Origin of the sequence: Emergencia timonensis (genome assembly GCF_900086585.1) — a bacterium.
Classification (GTDB): domain Bacteria; phylum Bacillota; class Clostridia; order Peptostreptococcales; family Anaerovoracaceae; genus Senimuribacter; species Senimuribacter timonensis.
In genome coordinates this window covers 127,080-142,598 of the sequence record NZ_FLKM01000008.1, presented here as the reverse complement: position 1 = coordinate 142,598, position 15,519 = coordinate 127,080, and the positions used below count along the sequence as shown (strand labels likewise).

Below are 15,519 nucleotides of genomic sequence, written 5' to 3'. Positions count from 1 at the left end.
AAAGCCTGTAAAAAAAGGCAAAGAACGTACCCAGGTTAAGTTGCTGTATGGGAGGAAATATGTTACAATATATAATAACTAAATATTCTGTTAATTATGAAGGGCAGGTGATTGGATTTGAAAAGAAACCTAAAGACAATGATTGGTGTACTGACTGCAGTTTTGATGCTGACAACGTCCTTTGGTTTTGCTGCAGGAGATGTGAATCCGGGACCTAGTGGGGAAGTTGGCATGCCGCAAGTGACGGTAAAAGCACTCAGCCAGACCTCTGTCAAAGTGAGCTGGAAGGCGGTCAAAGGGGCAAAAGGTTATGTGATTTACAAAAGCAGGACAGGAGAGGACTACAGACGGGTAAAGACCCTGTACGGCGTTTTGAAAACCAGCTTTGTCGATAAGAACTGCAGGAAAAATACTTCTTATCGCTATCAGGTTTTTGCCTTCAAATACGAAAACGGCCAACGCGTCTACGGAGAGAGCGACTGGGTATCTGAAGTAGCGGGCGTGCAGCGGCCTAAGGTAGTTGTCTGGCCGGCAGGCGAAGGAAAGATTGATATCACGGTGAACTGCAAGACGGAGGATGAAAAAGTCGAACTTTATCGCAGCACCGCAAAAGATGGTAAGTACAAGAAAATCATTGCAAAAAAAGCGAACGGTCAATTGTCCTATTTGGACAAGAATCTGAAAGCGGACAAGACCTATTATTACAAAGCAAAGTCGGCCCGGACGCTGGGCGGTAAGACCTATACCAGCACGTGGAGCAGCACGGCAAGCGCCCGGGCTTCCAATATCAGTGTGAGCATCGCTGTAGAAGACCTGAATCAGCCGGGCCAGAAGACGGACACCTTTGTTTACAAGCTGACGATGGCGGAGAAGAGCGCTCCGGTAACGATTTTGTTTGAGGAAAACCAAGGCGGTTTCATATGGTCTGGACAGAAGGAGACGGAAAGTTCACACTGGACCGGCAGCACAGTCCTCTATCTGTACAGCTATTCTGCCGACGGCAAGCGCTTTGTCAAAATGACTGAGGACTATCTAGTGGAACCTGGAGAAACAGTATATCTGAAATTCTTATCGAGAGATAAGGTGATGTATTATGAAGACTGCGGTCTGGGGCTGAGTGTATCCTTTGCAGGGCTTCCGATGATAGAAGGGCATCTGCATCTGAATGGGGACGGCACCGGACGCTATACGGACGATTATGACATTTAGGAGGATTGTGATGAAGAAAAAACTATTGATAATCGTGACAGCAGCGGCATTAACCTTTGCCCTCCTTCCGCAGGCGGCATTTGGCGCTTCCTCCGTGTCTTTTTCTGACCGCCCGGTCATCAAAGCAGAAACGACAGGTCAGAGGACGATCAAAGTCAGCTGGACCAAGGTCAAAGGGGCGAAAGGCTACGAGCTTTATCGCGCGCTGCCAGGCAAGGCATTTCAGAAGATCAAAACGGTGAAATCTGCATCTTCATTAACCTATGCGGATAAGGACCGAAAGAGCAATACGTCCTATTACTACAGGCTAAAGGCGTACAAGGTGACAAAGGGCAAGAAGGTCTATGGCAGGTATTCCTGGTCCGTCAGGGGCGACGCCGGTCTGCCGCAAGAGGTAAAAGGTCCATGGCTGGAGGCATCCGGAGAAAAAGGCATCGACTTTTACTGGAGTTATGACGGTAAGGCGGACGGCTGCTATATCTATCGCAGCGAAAGTGAAGACGGCGATTTTTCGCTGATCGATAACGTCACGGGAAAAGAAGAAAGCTACTGGAATTACGCGGATGATGGGGTGAAAGGCGGAGAAACCTATTTCTACAAAGTGCAGCCCTATGCAGACTGCAAGGGAACCCTTGTGAAGGGCAGGATGAGCAAAGCCCTGTCGGCTTCTGCCATTTATAACCAGCCCGTAGCGGCGAAGTCCTCTTTGATTAATGGGAAGGCGTCAAATGAACTGATCTTCAAAGTCACCATGGAGACCTTCAGCTACGATACCGTCTTTGCGGTCAGCACAGATCTGACGGTCGAAAAGGAACAGCGGCAGGTTACGCTGCAGCAGAGCTGGAAGAACGGAGACGCAGAGGAATTGCGGGAGACCTTCCTGCACATCAGCGGCCTCAGCAAAGACGGCATCACCTATACAGAGGACGGCTCTGTTACCGCAAGCGGCGGCGAAACGATTTATATCAAAGCTTCCTGCAGCGATCCTGTTTCTGTAGGAACCGGCGAGACCAATCGCATTATCATCCACTGCCTGTACGATGGAAACGCCGCTATGCTAGATAACCTTTGACAAATGGCGCATTTTCTGCTTATATATAATTAGTAAATTGAAACCAAAGGAGATTGAAAACATGTCTAATATACCTACACCACACATTTCTGCAAAGCTGGGTGATTTTGCTGAAACCGTGCTCATGCCGGGGGATCCGCTGAGATCAAAATTCATCGCTGAGAATTTTTTGGACGACCCTGTCCTGGTCAACAATGTCAGAGGCGTTCAGGGCTACACCGGAACTTACAAAGGTAAGAGAGTATCCGTCATGGCTTCGGGCATGGGTATGCCGGCTATCGGCATTTACTCCCACGAACTGTTCAACTTCTACGACGTGAAGAACATCATCAGAATCGGCACTGCAGGCGGGCTGATGTCAGAAGTCAAAGTCAAGGACATCGTCATGGGCATGGCCTGTGTGACCAACTCCAACTGGGCGGCGCAGTACGAGATCAACGCATCTATTCCGGCAGTCTGCTCCTACGAGCTTCTGAAGAAGGCGGAGAAAAGTGCACTGGACCTGGGCGTTACGCCGCACATCGGCACCATCTTCTCTTCAGACGTTTTCTACGACAGCACGAGAGACTACGACAAATGGAGAGCCATGGGTGTCAAAGCCGTAGAAATGGAAGCGGCGGCCCTGTATATGGAAGCGGCAAGAGCGGGCAAAAATGCCCTCTGCATCTGCACCGTTTCTGACCACATGGTGACAGGCGAATCCTGCAGCTCAGAAGAGAGACAGACTTCCTTTACAAAGATGATGGAGATTGCTCTGGAAACTGCATAAATCAACGACAAGAATGGGACTTGCCTTGCGCAGGTCCTTTTTTTCAAAATCTTCACAAGGCAGACATTGACGATACCGCCGTCCCATGGTGTATAATAGAAAGAAAACAGACCAGCAGAGGAGTGAAATTATGCGCATCCGTATTGAGCCGATTACGGAAGAGAATCAAAAGGACGTTTTAAAGTTAGAAGCTGCCTGTGGACAGGAAGGCTTTGTTGAGAGCGTGGAAGAGTGCCTGGAAGAAGCCGGGCAGTGGCGCCAGTGGCGCCCAGTGGGTCTATACGTCGGGGATCAGGCCGTGGGCTTTGCCATGTATGGATACCTGGTGGGCAGACTGTGGTTCGACCGGCTGCTCATCGATCAAAGGTTCCAGGGCAGAGGCTACGGACGAGAGGCGGTGGCGATGCTGCTTGAGCGGATCCACAGGGAGTATCCCGAGAAAAAGCAGATCTACCTCAGCGTCGTAGAAGGAAACGACCAGGCGGCAAAGCTGTACAGGGATTTCGGCTTTGCGTTTAACGGCGAACGAGACACCAAAGGGGAGTACATGATGGTGAAAAATCAGGAGTGATTTTTTGTGATAGAAGGCGAAGAACGGGCATCGGAAATGGTGTCCGCTTTCTAGTTTTTATGGTATACTGTTCCTCGTGGAGGTGACAGTATGATTGATAAAATCTTAGAGCATAACGAAGAATTTGTAAACAAAGAGAAATATAAACCTTACGAGGCCAGCAAGTATCCTGCCCGAAAGCTAGCGATTGTTACTTGTATGGACACCCGTCTGATTGAACTGCTTCCTGCGGCCTTGGGCATAAAAAACGGCGACGCCAAGATTATCAAAAATGCCGGCGGAACTATCGTGCATCCCTTTGGAAGTGCAGTGCGCAGTCTTCTGATAGCAATCTATGAACTGGGTGTGGAGGATATCATGGTAATCGGGCACACCGACTGCGGCGTGCAGCATATGGACGTAGAGGACATGATTAACAAGATGAAATCCAGGGGCATCGGCGAGGAGGTTATCCAGAATCTGAATTATTTTGGAGTGGACTTTGACAAGTGGCTGGGAGGCTTCGAAGACGTGTTTACCGCCGTAGGCGAAAGCGTGGAGCTGCTGGAACATCATCCGCTGATTCCCGATAACGTCACCATCTATGGGTATGTCATGGATACCGCCACGGGAAAACTGATGGACGTGGAATAAGGTGCAGGAAGGCAAATCAGCAGGATATGTATCAGTACGATGCCATGGGCAAATATGATTCGTTGCAAGGGCGCTGCACCCTTTTGGGAATGACAGACATCTGGATGGTTCTGCTCAAATTCAAGGGATGAAAGGAATTGAAAGAAGTGACTCTGTCATGAAGACTGTTATCATAGCATCTTCCCGCTGTAATGAATTTTAAACAACTGGACGAAAGCTCCTGACCTTTATGGCAGGAGCTTATTATGACGGATGGTTATTCTTCGTCCTCATCCGTCAAACTGAACGCTTCCAATATAATACGAATCCCTTTATCTACGATAAGCAATTGGTCCGGCGTCAAGTTATCCAGCTTTGACTCGACCTTTGAAACATCCTTCTTGCCGGAGTGTCCTAAGAGAAGGTAATCGCAGGATACACCCAGCACCTTGCACATCTTGATCACGGCGTCAATAGAAGGGCCGGCAATGCCTCTTTCCAGGTTTGATACGTGTTGTATAGAAAGATCAACTTTCTCGGCAAATTGTTCTTGTGTATACTCGGATGCTTCCCGGGCAGCTTTGATGCGAGCCCCGATCTGCTTATTGATTCTTTTCTTTTCCTTTTTCATCCGCCTTCACCTCGTTACCCCCATTCTAAGAAAAAGAGGGGCATTCTGTAACAATGTACTAGTTTAAGTCTATACAATTCATACATCTAATTTAGGGTAATTTGACCTATAAAAAACGGGTGGTTTTTCATTGAAAAACTGCTAGAAAAGAATGAATTATGAAACGATTATTAAAAAAATAAAAATAATTTTTTAGCAGAATCTGCTTTATGGCTCTGACCTGTATTTGCCTGGAATACCGTACAACGAACTATTGATAAAATTCCGCAAAAATGGTAAAATATATTATTAACGACTAATGATCAAAAGGAAAGAAGAATTAATCATGAATAATGTAAAATATGACGGTGTGTATTATCCGGTGAGAGAGGTTTCTGATCTCAAGGATATGATTGTGAAGAGCGCAGAGCTGTTCAAAGACCGACCTGCTTACCTGCAGAAAGACAAGCCGGGCGGGACATTTCAGCCTCTTACCTATGGCGAGTTCAAGGAAAAGCTGGATGCCCTCGGAACCAGGCTTATGGACTTAGGGCTGGCAGGAAAGAAGATTGCGGTAATTGGTGAAAGCTGCTACCAGTGGCTTTTGTCCTATTTTGCAACGGTGTGCGGTGTCGGCGTTGTCGTACCGCTAGACAAGAATCTTCCGGCAGAAGAATTGAAAAACCTGGTAAAGAGATCCGGCGCCAGCGCGCTGATCTACACGAAACGCTCAGAAAAGAGCATCAAAGGACTCTTCGAGGAGCGTTTTGATTTAGAATACTTTATTTCTATGGGGGAAGACGAGCACACAGACGAATATCTGTCTATGGATAAGCTGATTCAAGAAGGCCAGAAACTTCTGAAAGAGGGAATCCGTGACTTTGTAGATGCGGAGATCGACCCCGATCAGATGGCGACTTTGATGTATACTTCCGGTACCACGGGCCTATCCAAGGGGGTCATGCTGTCCCACAAGAATATCGTAGCCAACGTCTACAACATGTCAAAGCTGGTTCATATTCCAGAGGGCGGCATCGTTCTGTCCATTCTGCCGATCCATCACGCATACGAGTTTACCTGCAGCATCTGCACGACGTTCTACCAGGGACAGACGGTGGCAATCTGCGAAGGTATCAAATATATTCAGAAGAATATGATCGAAGCAAAGGCGAACATCGTGCTGGGCGTGCCTCTCGTATTTGAAAAGATGTACAAGGGCATGTGGAAGCAGGCGGAGAGCAGAGGCGAGGCAGAGAAGCTGCGCAAGGCGATCGACCTGTCCAGAAAACTGAAACTGTACAACAACCAGAAACTGATGAAGAAGCTCTTCAAAGCCATTCATCAGAACTTCGGCAACAACATTACTCTGTTTATCGCTGGCGGCGCAGCCATCGATCCAAAGGTCATCGAGGATTTCGAGGCCATGGGTCTGCCGATGATGCAAGGCTACGGCATGAGCGAAAATGCGCCGATCATTGCGGTCAATCAGGACCGATACAGCAAAGCAGCTTCCGTCGGTAAACCGATGCCGCAGACAGAAGTCAAAATTGTCGACCCGGACGAAGACGGGATCGGGGAAGTAGCCTGCAAGGGACCTTCCGTGATGATGGGCTATTACGACAATCCAGAGGCCACAGCAGAAGTGCTCAGGGACGGCTGGCTTTATACCGGTGACCTGGGATATTTTGATGAGGACGGATTCCTCTATTTGACCGGCAGGAAGAAGACGGTCATCGTCACCAAAGGCGGCAAGAACATCTTCCCAGAAGAAGTAGAAGCCGTTTTGATGGAAAATGAGCTGATTCAGGAAGTGGTGGTCTATGGCGTAGCAGATCAGAAGGTGGGCAACGTGATGGTGACTGCGGACATCTATCCAAACTATCCGCTGCTCAAAGAGCAGCAGGGCGAAATGAACAGCAGCGACGTCTATCATTTCTATAAGAAGATCGTGGACGATGCCAACAAGACAATGCCTGCCTATAAGAATGTAAAAAGAATCAATATCAGAGAGACAGAATTTGACAAGACAACCACCGGTAAAATCAAACGCTATGGAGCAAATACAGAACATAACACCGGGAAAGAGGAGACAATGAATTATCAGGAAATAAAAAACATGGAGATGAAACGTGCCAAGGCTTTTGCCAAAGCACTGGAAGATAGTAAAGACCCTTATGTGAGATACAAGACCAGCAGGCCGATAACGGATATCAAGCACATGTTTGAGACCAGCGTAGAAGCATATGGCGATAATGTGGCTTTCATGCAGAAGTTTGAGAAAGATCAGCCATACAGCTCTATCACATATAAACAGGCCCTTGCCGATGTCAACGGGCTGGGGACTGCTTTGATCAACAGAGGTCTGAAGAACAAGCGGATCGGCATCATCGGAGAGACCTGTTATCAGTGGGAATCCAGTTATCTGGCAACACTCAATGGAACGGGCATTGTCGTGCCTCTGGACAAGGAATTGAGCGCTAAAGAACTGGAACATCTGATTATCGAAGCAGAAGTATCCTGCGTCATCTTCGGCAAGAAATTTGAGAAGACCTTTAAAGAGATGAAGGACGGCGGCAACACACCGCTGGAGGTTCTCATCAATTTTGATACAAAGGAACATCAGGAAGACGTGCTTTCATGGAGCGCTCTGGTAGAGGAAGGTAAGAATCAGGTAGCCCAGGGCGACAGACAATTCCTCGACGCAGAGATTATTGCAGACGACATGAGTGTCCTGCTCTTCACTTCTGGAACGACGGGTATGGCCAAGGCGGTCATGCTGTCCCACAGAAACCTGGCGGAAGATTTGATGGCGGCACCGACCATCCTCAACGTGAATACCTGGGATATCTTCTTCTCAGTCCTGCCAGTTCATCACACTTACGAATGCACCTGTGCATTTTTGATGCCGCTGTACAAAGGCGCAGCCATCGCATATTGCCAGGGGCTCAAGTATATCACAAAGAACCTGGAGGAAGTACAGCCGACCATGATTCTGGGCGTACCGGTTCTGATCGAGACGCTATATAAGAAGATTTGGAAAAATGTCAGAGCACAGGGCAAGGAAAAGCTTCTGACCAGGCTTCTGGCTATGAATAGAAAGACCAAGAAAATCGGCCTGGACATCAGCAAACCGTTCACGAAAGAGATTCTGGCAGTGTTCGGCGGCAGAATGAGAGTCATCATCTCTGGCGGCGCAGCCATTGATCCGGCAATTCTGCAGTTCTTTAACGATATCGGCATCATCGCCGTGCAGGGTTACGGTCTGACGGAGTGCTCGCCGATGGCAGCACTGAATCCGGATGTGCCAAAGGATATGAGAAATGCTTCCGTAGGACATCTGCTTCCTGGCATGGAAGTAAAGGTTGTGGACAAGGACGAAAACGGCATCGGTGAGATCTGCTTCAAAGGCGGCAACGTCATGATGGGATATTACAAGAATCCGGAAGCGACCGCAGAAGTTCTGAAGGATGGCTGGTTCTACACCGGCGATCTGGGTTATGTAGATAACGAAGACTTCATATATATTACAGGAAGAAAGAAAAACGTCATTATCACCAAGAACGGCAAAAATGTATTCCCGGAAGAATTGGAATATCTTCTCGGCAAAATCCCATACATTGCAGAGAGCATGGTATGGGGAGCGGACGGCGAAGACGGCTCTAACGATACGTCCATCGTCGCAACAGTAACCTTAGATGCAGAAGAAGTCGTAGAAACCCTTGGTGAGGATTATACGGAGGAACAGGCGAGGGACTTGATCTGGGAAGAAGTAGACAAGATCAACGAAGAACTCCCATACTATAAAAAAGTCAAAAGAGTAAAGATTAGAAAAGAAGACTTTGAGAAGACTACAGGGAAGAAGATCAAACGATTTGTGGATTCCAACAAGGAGGAGAACAAGTGATGAAAAAGCAGGGTTATCCGAGAGTTGAAATTAATTTGGACTATTTGAAGCACAACGTGGAATATGTGGTCGGCAAGTGTGCCGAAAAAGGGATTGAAGTTGCCGGCGTCATCAAAGGCACCACTGGCATTCCGCAGTGTGTCGAACAGTTCGCTGACGGCGGCGTCAAATATATCGCTTCATCCAGATTAGAACAACTGCAGGATGCGAAGGATTTTGGCATCGAAAAACCGTTGATGCTGATCAGAATCCCGATGCTCAGTGAAATAGAAGATGTCGTCAGACTGACGGAGCTTTCGCTGAACAGTGAAATGGAGGTGTTAGAAGCCCTAAATGCCGAGGCCGGCAAACAGGGCAAGAAACACAAAGTCATTTTGATGGCTGACCTGGGAGACCTGCGAGAGGGCTTTTGGGATAAAGAAGAGATGACAGAAGCCGCAGTCAAGGTAGAAAAGGAACTGGAACATCTGGAACTTGCTGGCGTTGGCACCAATGTGGGCTGTTACGGTTCTATCTTAGCGACAGAAGAAAAACTTGACGAGTTAGTTGCCGTTGCAGAACAGATCGAAGGGCGTATCGGCAGACAGCTTGAACTGATTTCTGGCGGCGCCACATCCAGTTTTATGAGAGTCATCGATGGAGACATTCCGGAGCGCGTTAACTTTCTTCGAATCGGAGAAGGCATTCTTCTGGCAAGGGACCTGGAACTTTTCTACGGTTACGATATGAGTGAGATGCATCAGGACGTTTACACCTTGAAGGCGGAAGTTATAGAAGTCAAGGATAAGCCTTCTCACCCAGTGGGAGAAATTGCGGTGGACGCCTTTGGCCATACGCCGGAATATGTGGACAGAGGAATTCGCAGACGGGCGCTTCTGGCTATCGGCAAAGTGGATTACGGCAGCATCGACGAGATTTTTCCCCAGGATGAAGGTGTGGAAATCCTCGGCGCTTCCAGCGATCACACGATTTTAGATATTGAAGATGCAAAACGGGATTTCAAAGTTGGAGATATTGTCTCCTTTGGAATTAATTACGCGTCGGTGGTTTATGTGACCAACTGCCGCAATGTACAGATAGTATACGTGTAAACATTGACAAATGCCCATTTGTAGGATATAATACGCGGGACAAAGGGCATTACCTGAAAGGAGATTAAGATATGTCAGAAGAAATACTTCTAACCCAGGAGGGTTACGATAAACTAGAAGCGGAGAGAGATGAACTCGTATCCGTCAGAAGAAAGGAAGTCTCCGAAAGATTAAAGGAAGCAATTTCCTATGGAGACCTTTCTGAAAATGCGGAATACGATGCGGCTAAAAATGAGCAGGCTGAACTGGAAGAGAGAATTCACAAGCTGGAAACCATGATGAGAAATGCAAAGATCATCAACGAAGACGAGGTTTCAGGCGACCAGGTGAACGTCGGCCTCAAAGTGAGAGTCAAGGATAAAAGCAACGGTGAGGAGCAGGAATTCGTTATCGTCGGTTCCACAGAAGCAGATCCTTTTGCAACACCGGCAAAGATTTCAAACGAGTCATTGGTCGGTCGAAGCCTTCTGGGAAAACGAATCGGAGAAGTAGTTGAAATATTAGTTCCTGATGGAACTTTACATTATACAATAGAAGAAATCAGCAAGTAATATAAGGGTGGTTAAAATGAGTACACAAGATAACAATGTAAATGTGCAACCGGAAGAAGAACTTTCGGAAGAAAAGTTAAATGAACAGAGACAGATTAGAAGAGAAAAGCTGAAGAAACTGCAGGAGGCTGGCAGGAATCCGTTTCTTCAGGAAACCTGGGATGTGACTGCCCACAGCATGGACATCAAAGATAACTTTGACGCGATGGAAGACCAGGAAGTTTCTTGCGCAGGCAGAATCATGGCTTTCAGAAGAATGGGGAAGATGGCCTTTATCGACATTCAGGATAAGCAGGGCAGAATCCAGGGTGTGGTCAAAAAAGACGATATTGGTTCCGAAGAGTACGACTGGTTCAAGACTTACGATATCGGAGATATCGTCGGCGTTGAAGGTATTGTATTTAAAACAAAGGCTGGAGAAATCTCAATTCAGGTAAAGAAGCTGGTGCTCTTATCAAAATCGCTGCAGGTGCTGCCTAACAAATGGCATGGACTGAAGGACCAAGACATCAGATACAGACAGAGGTATACGGATTTGATCATGAACCCTGAAGTAAGGGAGATGTTTATCAAGAGATCTGTCATCATACACGAAATTAAGAGAGTATTGGAAGAGGACTACGGCTTCCTGGAAGTGGATACGCCAATTCTGACCACCATCGCAGGCGGAGCTAACGCAAGACCGTTCAATACCCATCACAATACCCTTGACATCGACATGAAGCTGCGTATTTCCAACGAACTTTACTTGAAGAGACTGATTGTCGGCGGTCTGGATCGTGTCTACGAAATGGGCAAGATGTTCAGAAACGAAGGCATGGACAGAAACCACAATCCTGAATTTACTTCCATGGAATGCTACATGGCATACGGAAACATGGAAAGCGTCATGGACGTAACGGAGCAGGTCGTGTACAAATCTGCCATGGCTGTCAACGGTTCTCCGATTATCAAATACCAGGGCAAAGAATTTGACGTGACACCGCCTTGGAGAAGACTGAACATGGCAGATGCCGTAAAGGAGATCACAGGCATTGACTTCAGCAAGATTGACACAGATGAAGAAGCGAGAGCAGCGGCCATCAAATACGGCATGGATCCAGAGGATGCTAATAAGTGGACCAGAGGAAAGATCATCGCTGAGATGTTTGAAGATTACTGCGAAGACGTTCCGGGATACTTAGACGGACCAGTATTCATCGTAGGCCATCCGGTTGAAATTTCACCGCTGTCAAAGAGAGATCCAGAAGATCCTAGAATCACCAGGAGATTCGAAGCATATATCAACGGCTGGGAAATCGCCAATGCCTTCTCCGAGCTCAACGACCCGATCGATCAGTTCGAGAGATTTACTGCGCAGCAGGCGCAGCTGGATTCCGGTGAGGACGACGAGGCACATCCGATGGATATGGACTTTGTCAATGCATTGGAAGTCGGACTTCCGCCGACAGGCGGACTGGGCGTAGGCATCGATAGAGTCATCATGCTCATCACCGATGCACCGTCAATCAGAGACATCATTCTCTTCCCGACCATGAAACCAGAGAAAGGCGACAGCCCAAAGAAAGCCGCACCACAGGCTCCATTAAAGAGAGAAGAAATCGACTTTTCAAAGGTAAAGGTGGAACCTTTATTTGAAGAGGATGTCGATTTCGATACATTCAGTAAGTCTGACTTCAGAGCGGTAAAGATCAAAGAGTGTGAAGCTGTGCCAAAGAGCAAGAAGCTTTTGAAGTTTGTCCTTGATGATGGAACCGATACAGACCGCATTATCTTAAGCGGCATCCACGAGTATTACGAGCCGGAAGAGCTGATTGGAAGGACTGCAATTGCAATCACCAATCTCCCGCCTAGAAAGATGATGGGCATCGACTCCTGCGGCATGCTGATCTCCGCAGTCTACGAGAATGACGGCGAAGAAGGACTGAACCTTCTGATTGTAGACGACCAGATTCCAGCAGGCGCAAAGTTGTACTAAACGGGATGTACTCTGCGACCGCACGAGCGGATACAGAAATACGTGTCGCGGATAAAAATTGCATAATTGACAATATGAATGGGCAGTTCCAAAAGGGATTGCCCATTTTGGCTATAGAACCGGCAAAAAACGGAAACGATATCGGAGGGGCAAATGCTATGGAGAGTAAATTAGAGGAAAATGGTCAAAATAGTCTTATGCTAATTTTGTTAAAACAGATGATTTGTTAAAAGATATGTGCGGAATTATAGAACCCTTGAGGGAACGTCATCAAAAAACTGTCTAAAACTCTTACAGAAAAATATGGGAAGGGTTTTACTAAGACAAATTTATATAGTTTTTATGCGTTCTACAAATGCTTCCCTGAGATTTTCCACTCACCGAGTGGAAAATCTGAAATATATCTTTCTTGGACGCATTATCGTGTTCTTTTGCAGGTAAACGACAAGAAAGCTCGTGACTGGTATGAGAGAGAAGCTAAAGAACAGACTTGGAGTGTTCGTACCTTACAGCGGAATATTTCATCTCAGTATTATTACCGTATGCTGAAGACTCAGAAGCAGGAGCTTATTGAAACAGAGATGAAAGAACTGGCCACATCGTATCAGAACGACAAGTTGGAATTTATCAAAATTCCAGTGATCGCAGAGTACTTGGGGTTTTCACAGAACGCCGATTTTACAGAAAGCGATCTTGAAAAAAGTATACTTTCCAATCTGCAAAATTTTATTCTGGAACTCAGAAAAGGATATGCTTTTGTAGCGAGACAGCAGCACATCCATACCGAAAAACAAGATTACTATATAGACCTTGTGTTTTACAATTACATACTGAAATGCTTTGTCCTGATTGACCTAAAAACAGAGAAAATATCACATCAGGATGTGGGGCAGATGGATATGTATATTCGTATGTATGATGAGTTGAAACAGAGCGAAGGAGACACCCCCACTATTGGCATCGTTCTGTGTGCTGATACTGATGAGGGCATCGCCCGCTATTCTATTATGCATGGCAATGAACAGCTCTTTGCGTCCAAATACAAATTATACTTGCCGACGAAAGAGGAACTGAAAGCAGAAATCGAAACACAGAAGGCAATGTTCTATCTGCAGCAGAAGGAGAAGAGCGAAAGTAGTCCACAATAAATGAGTTAAGAAAGGTGGTAGATATGGAACAAGACCCGTTCAAGGAATATTTAAAAGAGTCAGAAGCGGACAAGGTATCTTCGTGGATAGCAGAGATTCTCCCTGAAACAGCCTTTTCCTTTTCGCCTAACGCATATATTTCCATTTGAGGAGTTCGGCTATGATGAAGTCTTTGGCAGAAGTGCTGTTATGGAACTTCTTGAATTGAAAAGCGTAGATGCTTCCAAATTGATTTCCAAACTGTTACAGGCGGAGGTCATCGAACCAATATCCTGTCACGGGAAAGGCAAGTATCAATTCAAAGAACATTGAGGATTTGTGCTGACAGCGATGGGTAAATTACCCGATACTGGGCAAAATACCTTTTACAGGTAAATTCCCCACTTGAACATTTTTAATAGGCATGGTATGATAAGTTCATTAATGATTTTTCGGAATCTTCGGGCTGATGCAAACCGGCCAAAAATAAGCTATTACGAAAGGAAGGTAGAAAGAATGAAAGATATACAGCTTAGAGAGCTTCACAGAAACACTGCACAGTACGCTGACAAAGAGATCGTGGTCAGAGGTTGGGTTAGAACGAATAGAAGCTCTAATAAGTTTGGATTTATAGAGATTAATGACGGAACTTTTTTTAAGTCCGTTCAGATTGTTTATGAAGCTGACAAAATCGACAACTTCGACCAGATTGCCAAGGCGCTGATTTCCTCAGCTTTGATGGTTCGCGGAACTGTCACTCTGACGCCGGAGGCAAAGCAGCCTTTCGAGATCAAAGCTGCGGAGGTCGTCATAGAAGCGGATTCGGCGGCAGATTATCCACTGCAGAAGAAAAGACATTCCATGGAGTTCATGAGAGAGATCGCACACCTGAGACCGAGGAGCAATACCTTCTCTGCTGTCTTCAGAGTCAGATCTCTGGTATCTTATGCTATTCACAAGTTCTTCCAGGATAACGACTTTGTCTATGTCCACACGCCGATCGTAACGGGCAGCGACTGTGAAGGCGCTGGAGAGATGTTTAGAATCACCACCCTGGATATGGAGAATCCGCCGAGAACAGAAGAGGGCAAGATCGACTACGGTGAAGACTTCTTCGGCAAGGAAACTAGCTTGACCGTAAGCGGACAGCTGGAAGCGGAGACTTTTGCCCTGGCGTTTAGAAACGTGTACACCTTCGGGCCGACTTTCAGAGCCGAGAACTCCTATACTGCAAGACATGCGTCTGAGTTCTGGATGATTGAGCCGGAAATCGCTTTTGCAGACCTCGAGGATAACATGGAGCTGGCAGAGGCTATGGTCAAATACATCATCAACTATGTTCTGGAGCATGCACCGGAAGAGATGGAGTTTTTCAACAAGTTCATGGAAAAAGGACTGCTTGAACGCCTGGACAATATTGTGAACTCCGATTTTGGCAGGGTGACTTACACGGAGGCGGTGGAACTGCTGAAGAAATCCGGCAAAGAATTCCAGTATCCTGTTGAGTGGGGTATCGACCTGCAGACAGAGCACGAACGCTATCTGACAGAAGAGATTTTCAAGAAACCACTCTTTGTCACGGATTATCCAAAAGAGATCAAAGCTTTCTACATGAGGCTCAACGAAGACAACAAGACCGTGGCAGCCTGCGATTTGCTGGTGCCAGGTGTTGGTGAAATCATTGGCGGAAGCCAGAGAGAAGAGAGACTGGATGTTCTGACACAGAGAATGGCAGAATTGGATCTTGATGAGAAAGATTACTGGTGGTATTTGGATCTTCGCAAATACGGCGGAGTGAAACACGCAGGCTACGGACTGGGTCTTGAGAGAATCGTCCTATATATTACAGGTATGGGCAATATCAGAGACGTGCTGCCGTTCCCAAGAACGCCAAAAACAGCAGAATTTTAAAAAATAAGCATTGCAGCGAAACATTTTTGTTTCGCTGTTTTTTGTGTTGTTGGAAGAGGCGCCTGTCAATCGCTTTTTAACCCCTATCGACACGAAAAAGGCCGATAACGCCTA

The 15,519-nt window shown here is 46.7% G+C and carries 12 protein-coding genes and 1 pseudogene; 12 read left to right on the top strand and 1 reads right to left on the bottom strand.

Features of this window, described 5'->3' with window-relative positions; all coding sequences use genetic code 11:
• Positions 1–117: 117 nt before the first annotated feature.
• The 5 genes from BN6539_RS01960 to BN6539_RS01940 all read left to right on the top strand — a co-directional run bounded on the left by BN6539_RS01960 (position 118) and on the right by BN6539_RS01940 (position 4,254).
• Positions 118–1,209, top strand: coding sequence for a fibronectin type III domain-containing protein (locus BN6539_RS01960; protein WP_148484441.1), 1,092 nt, complete (start codon positions 118–120; stop codon positions 1,207–1,209).
• Between the two features lie 10 nt (positions 1,210–1,219).
• Positions 1,220–2,281: a fibronectin type III domain-containing protein gene (locus BN6539_RS01955; protein WP_067533148.1), complete on the top strand. Its 1,062-nt coding sequence runs from the start codon at positions 1,220–1,222 to the stop codon at positions 2,279–2,281.
• Between the two features lie 61 nt (positions 2,282–2,342).
• Entirely contained in the window at positions 2,343–3,050 is a 708-nt protein-coding gene (deoD, locus tag BN6539_RS01950) for a purine-nucleoside phosphorylase (protein ID WP_067533145.1), read from the top strand.
• 85 nt (positions 3,051–3,135) lie between these two features.
• A complete protein-coding gene (locus tag BN6539_RS01945; RefSeq protein ID WP_242869364.1) occupies positions 3,136–3,621 on the top strand; it encodes a GNAT family N-acetyltransferase in 486 nt (161 codons plus the stop codon).
• Positions 3,622–3,711: 90 nt separating this feature from the next.
• The gene (locus BN6539_RS01940; protein WP_067533139.1) at positions 3,712–4,254 is read left to right on the top strand and encodes a beta-class carbonic anhydrase; all 543 of its coding nucleotides are present in this window, start codon (positions 3,712–3,714) and stop codon (positions 4,252–4,254) included.
• Between the two features lie 256 nt (positions 4,255–4,510).
• On the opposite strand, the gene BN6539_RS01935 is transcribed toward BN6539_RS01940, so the two are convergent.
• Positions 4,511–4,864, bottom strand: coding sequence for a helix-turn-helix domain-containing protein (locus BN6539_RS01935; RefSeq protein WP_067533136.1), 354 nt, complete (start codon positions 4,862–4,864; stop codon positions 4,511–4,513).
• A 325-nt stretch (positions 4,865–5,189) separates the two neighbouring features.
• On the opposite strand from BN6539_RS01935, the gene BN6539_RS22065 reads away from it, so the two are divergent.
• The 7 genes and pseudogenes from BN6539_RS22065 to asnS all read left to right on the top strand — a co-directional run bounded on the left by BN6539_RS22065 (position 5,190) and on the right by asnS (position 15,405).
• Positions 5,190–8,747 (top strand): AMP-dependent synthetase/ligase, encoded by a 3,558-nt coding sequence (locus BN6539_RS22065; RefSeq protein WP_187375442.1) that lies wholly within the window; start codon positions 5,190–5,192, stop codon positions 8,745–8,747.
• Entirely contained in the window at positions 8,747–9,838 is a 1,092-nt protein-coding gene (locus BN6539_RS01925; RefSeq protein ID WP_067533134.1) for an alanine/ornithine racemase family PLP-dependent enzyme, read from the top strand. The genes BN6539_RS22065 and BN6539_RS01925 overlap by 1 nt, the downstream gene beginning before the upstream one ends.
• Before the next feature lie 71 nt (positions 9,839–9,909).
• Positions 9,910–10,389: a transcription elongation factor GreA gene (greA, locus tag BN6539_RS01920; RefSeq protein ID WP_067533131.1), complete on the top strand. Its 480-nt coding sequence runs from the start codon at positions 9,910–9,912 to the stop codon at positions 10,387–10,389.
• Between the two features lie 16 nt (positions 10,390–10,405).
• Positions 10,406–12,367, top strand: a complete 1,962-nt coding sequence (gene lysS / locus BN6539_RS01915) for a lysine--tRNA ligase (RefSeq protein ID WP_067533128.1) — start codon at positions 10,406–10,408, stop codon at positions 12,365–12,367.
• A gap of 269 nt (positions 12,368–12,636) precedes the next feature.
• Positions 12,637–12,897: pseudogene (locus BN6539_RS23380) on the top strand (DUF1016 N-terminal domain-containing protein); the annotation flags it as partial.
• A gap of 12 nt (positions 12,898–12,909) precedes the next feature.
• A complete protein-coding gene (locus BN6539_RS01905; protein ID WP_242869363.1) occupies positions 12,910–13,515 on the top strand; it encodes a PDDEXK nuclease domain-containing protein in 606 nt (201 codons plus the stop codon).
• A gap of 495 nt (positions 13,516–14,010) precedes the next feature.
• The gene (gene asnS, locus BN6539_RS01900; protein ID WP_067533122.1) at positions 14,011–15,405 is read left to right on the top strand and encodes an asparagine--tRNA ligase; all 1,395 of its coding nucleotides are present in this window, start codon (positions 14,011–14,013) and stop codon (positions 15,403–15,405) included.
• The last annotated feature ends 114 nt before the right edge of the window (positions 15,406–15,519 follow it).

Coding starts and splice junctions, on each gene's coding strand:
- BN6539_RS01955 (WP_067533148.1), top strand. CDS start 1,220: ATGAAGAAAAAACTATTGATAATCGTGACAGCAGCGGCATTAACCTTT.
- deoD (WP_067533145.1), top strand. CDS start 2,343: ATGTCTAATATACCTACACCACACATTTCTGCAAAGCTGGGTGATTTT.
- BN6539_RS01945 (WP_242869364.1), top strand. CDS start 3,136: ATGGTGTATAATAGAAAGAAAACAGACCAGCAGAGGAGTGAAATTATG.
- BN6539_RS01940 (WP_067533139.1), top strand. CDS start 3,712: ATGATTGATAAAATCTTAGAGCATAACGAAGAATTTGTAAACAAAGAG.
- BN6539_RS01935 (WP_067533136.1), bottom strand. CDS start 4,864: ATGAAAAAGGAAAAGAAAAGAATCAATAAGCAGATCGGGGCTCGCATC.
- BN6539_RS22065 (WP_187375442.1), top strand. CDS start 5,190: ATGAATAATGTAAAATATGACGGTGTGTATTATCCGGTGAGAGAGGTT.
- BN6539_RS01925 (WP_067533134.1), top strand. CDS start 8,747: ATGAAAAAGCAGGGTTATCCGAGAGTTGAAATTAATTTGGACTATTTG.
- greA (WP_067533131.1), top strand. CDS start 9,910: ATGTCAGAAGAAATACTTCTAACCCAGGAGGGTTACGATAAACTAGAA.
- lysS (WP_067533128.1), top strand. CDS start 10,406: ATGAGTACACAAGATAACAATGTAAATGTGCAACCGGAAGAAGAACTT.
- BN6539_RS01905 (WP_242869363.1), top strand. CDS start 12,910: ATGCTGAAGACTCAGAAGCAGGAGCTTATTGAAACAGAGATGAAAGAA.
- asnS (WP_067533122.1), top strand. CDS start 14,011: ATGAAAGATATACAGCTTAGAGAGCTTCACAGAAACACTGCACAGTAC.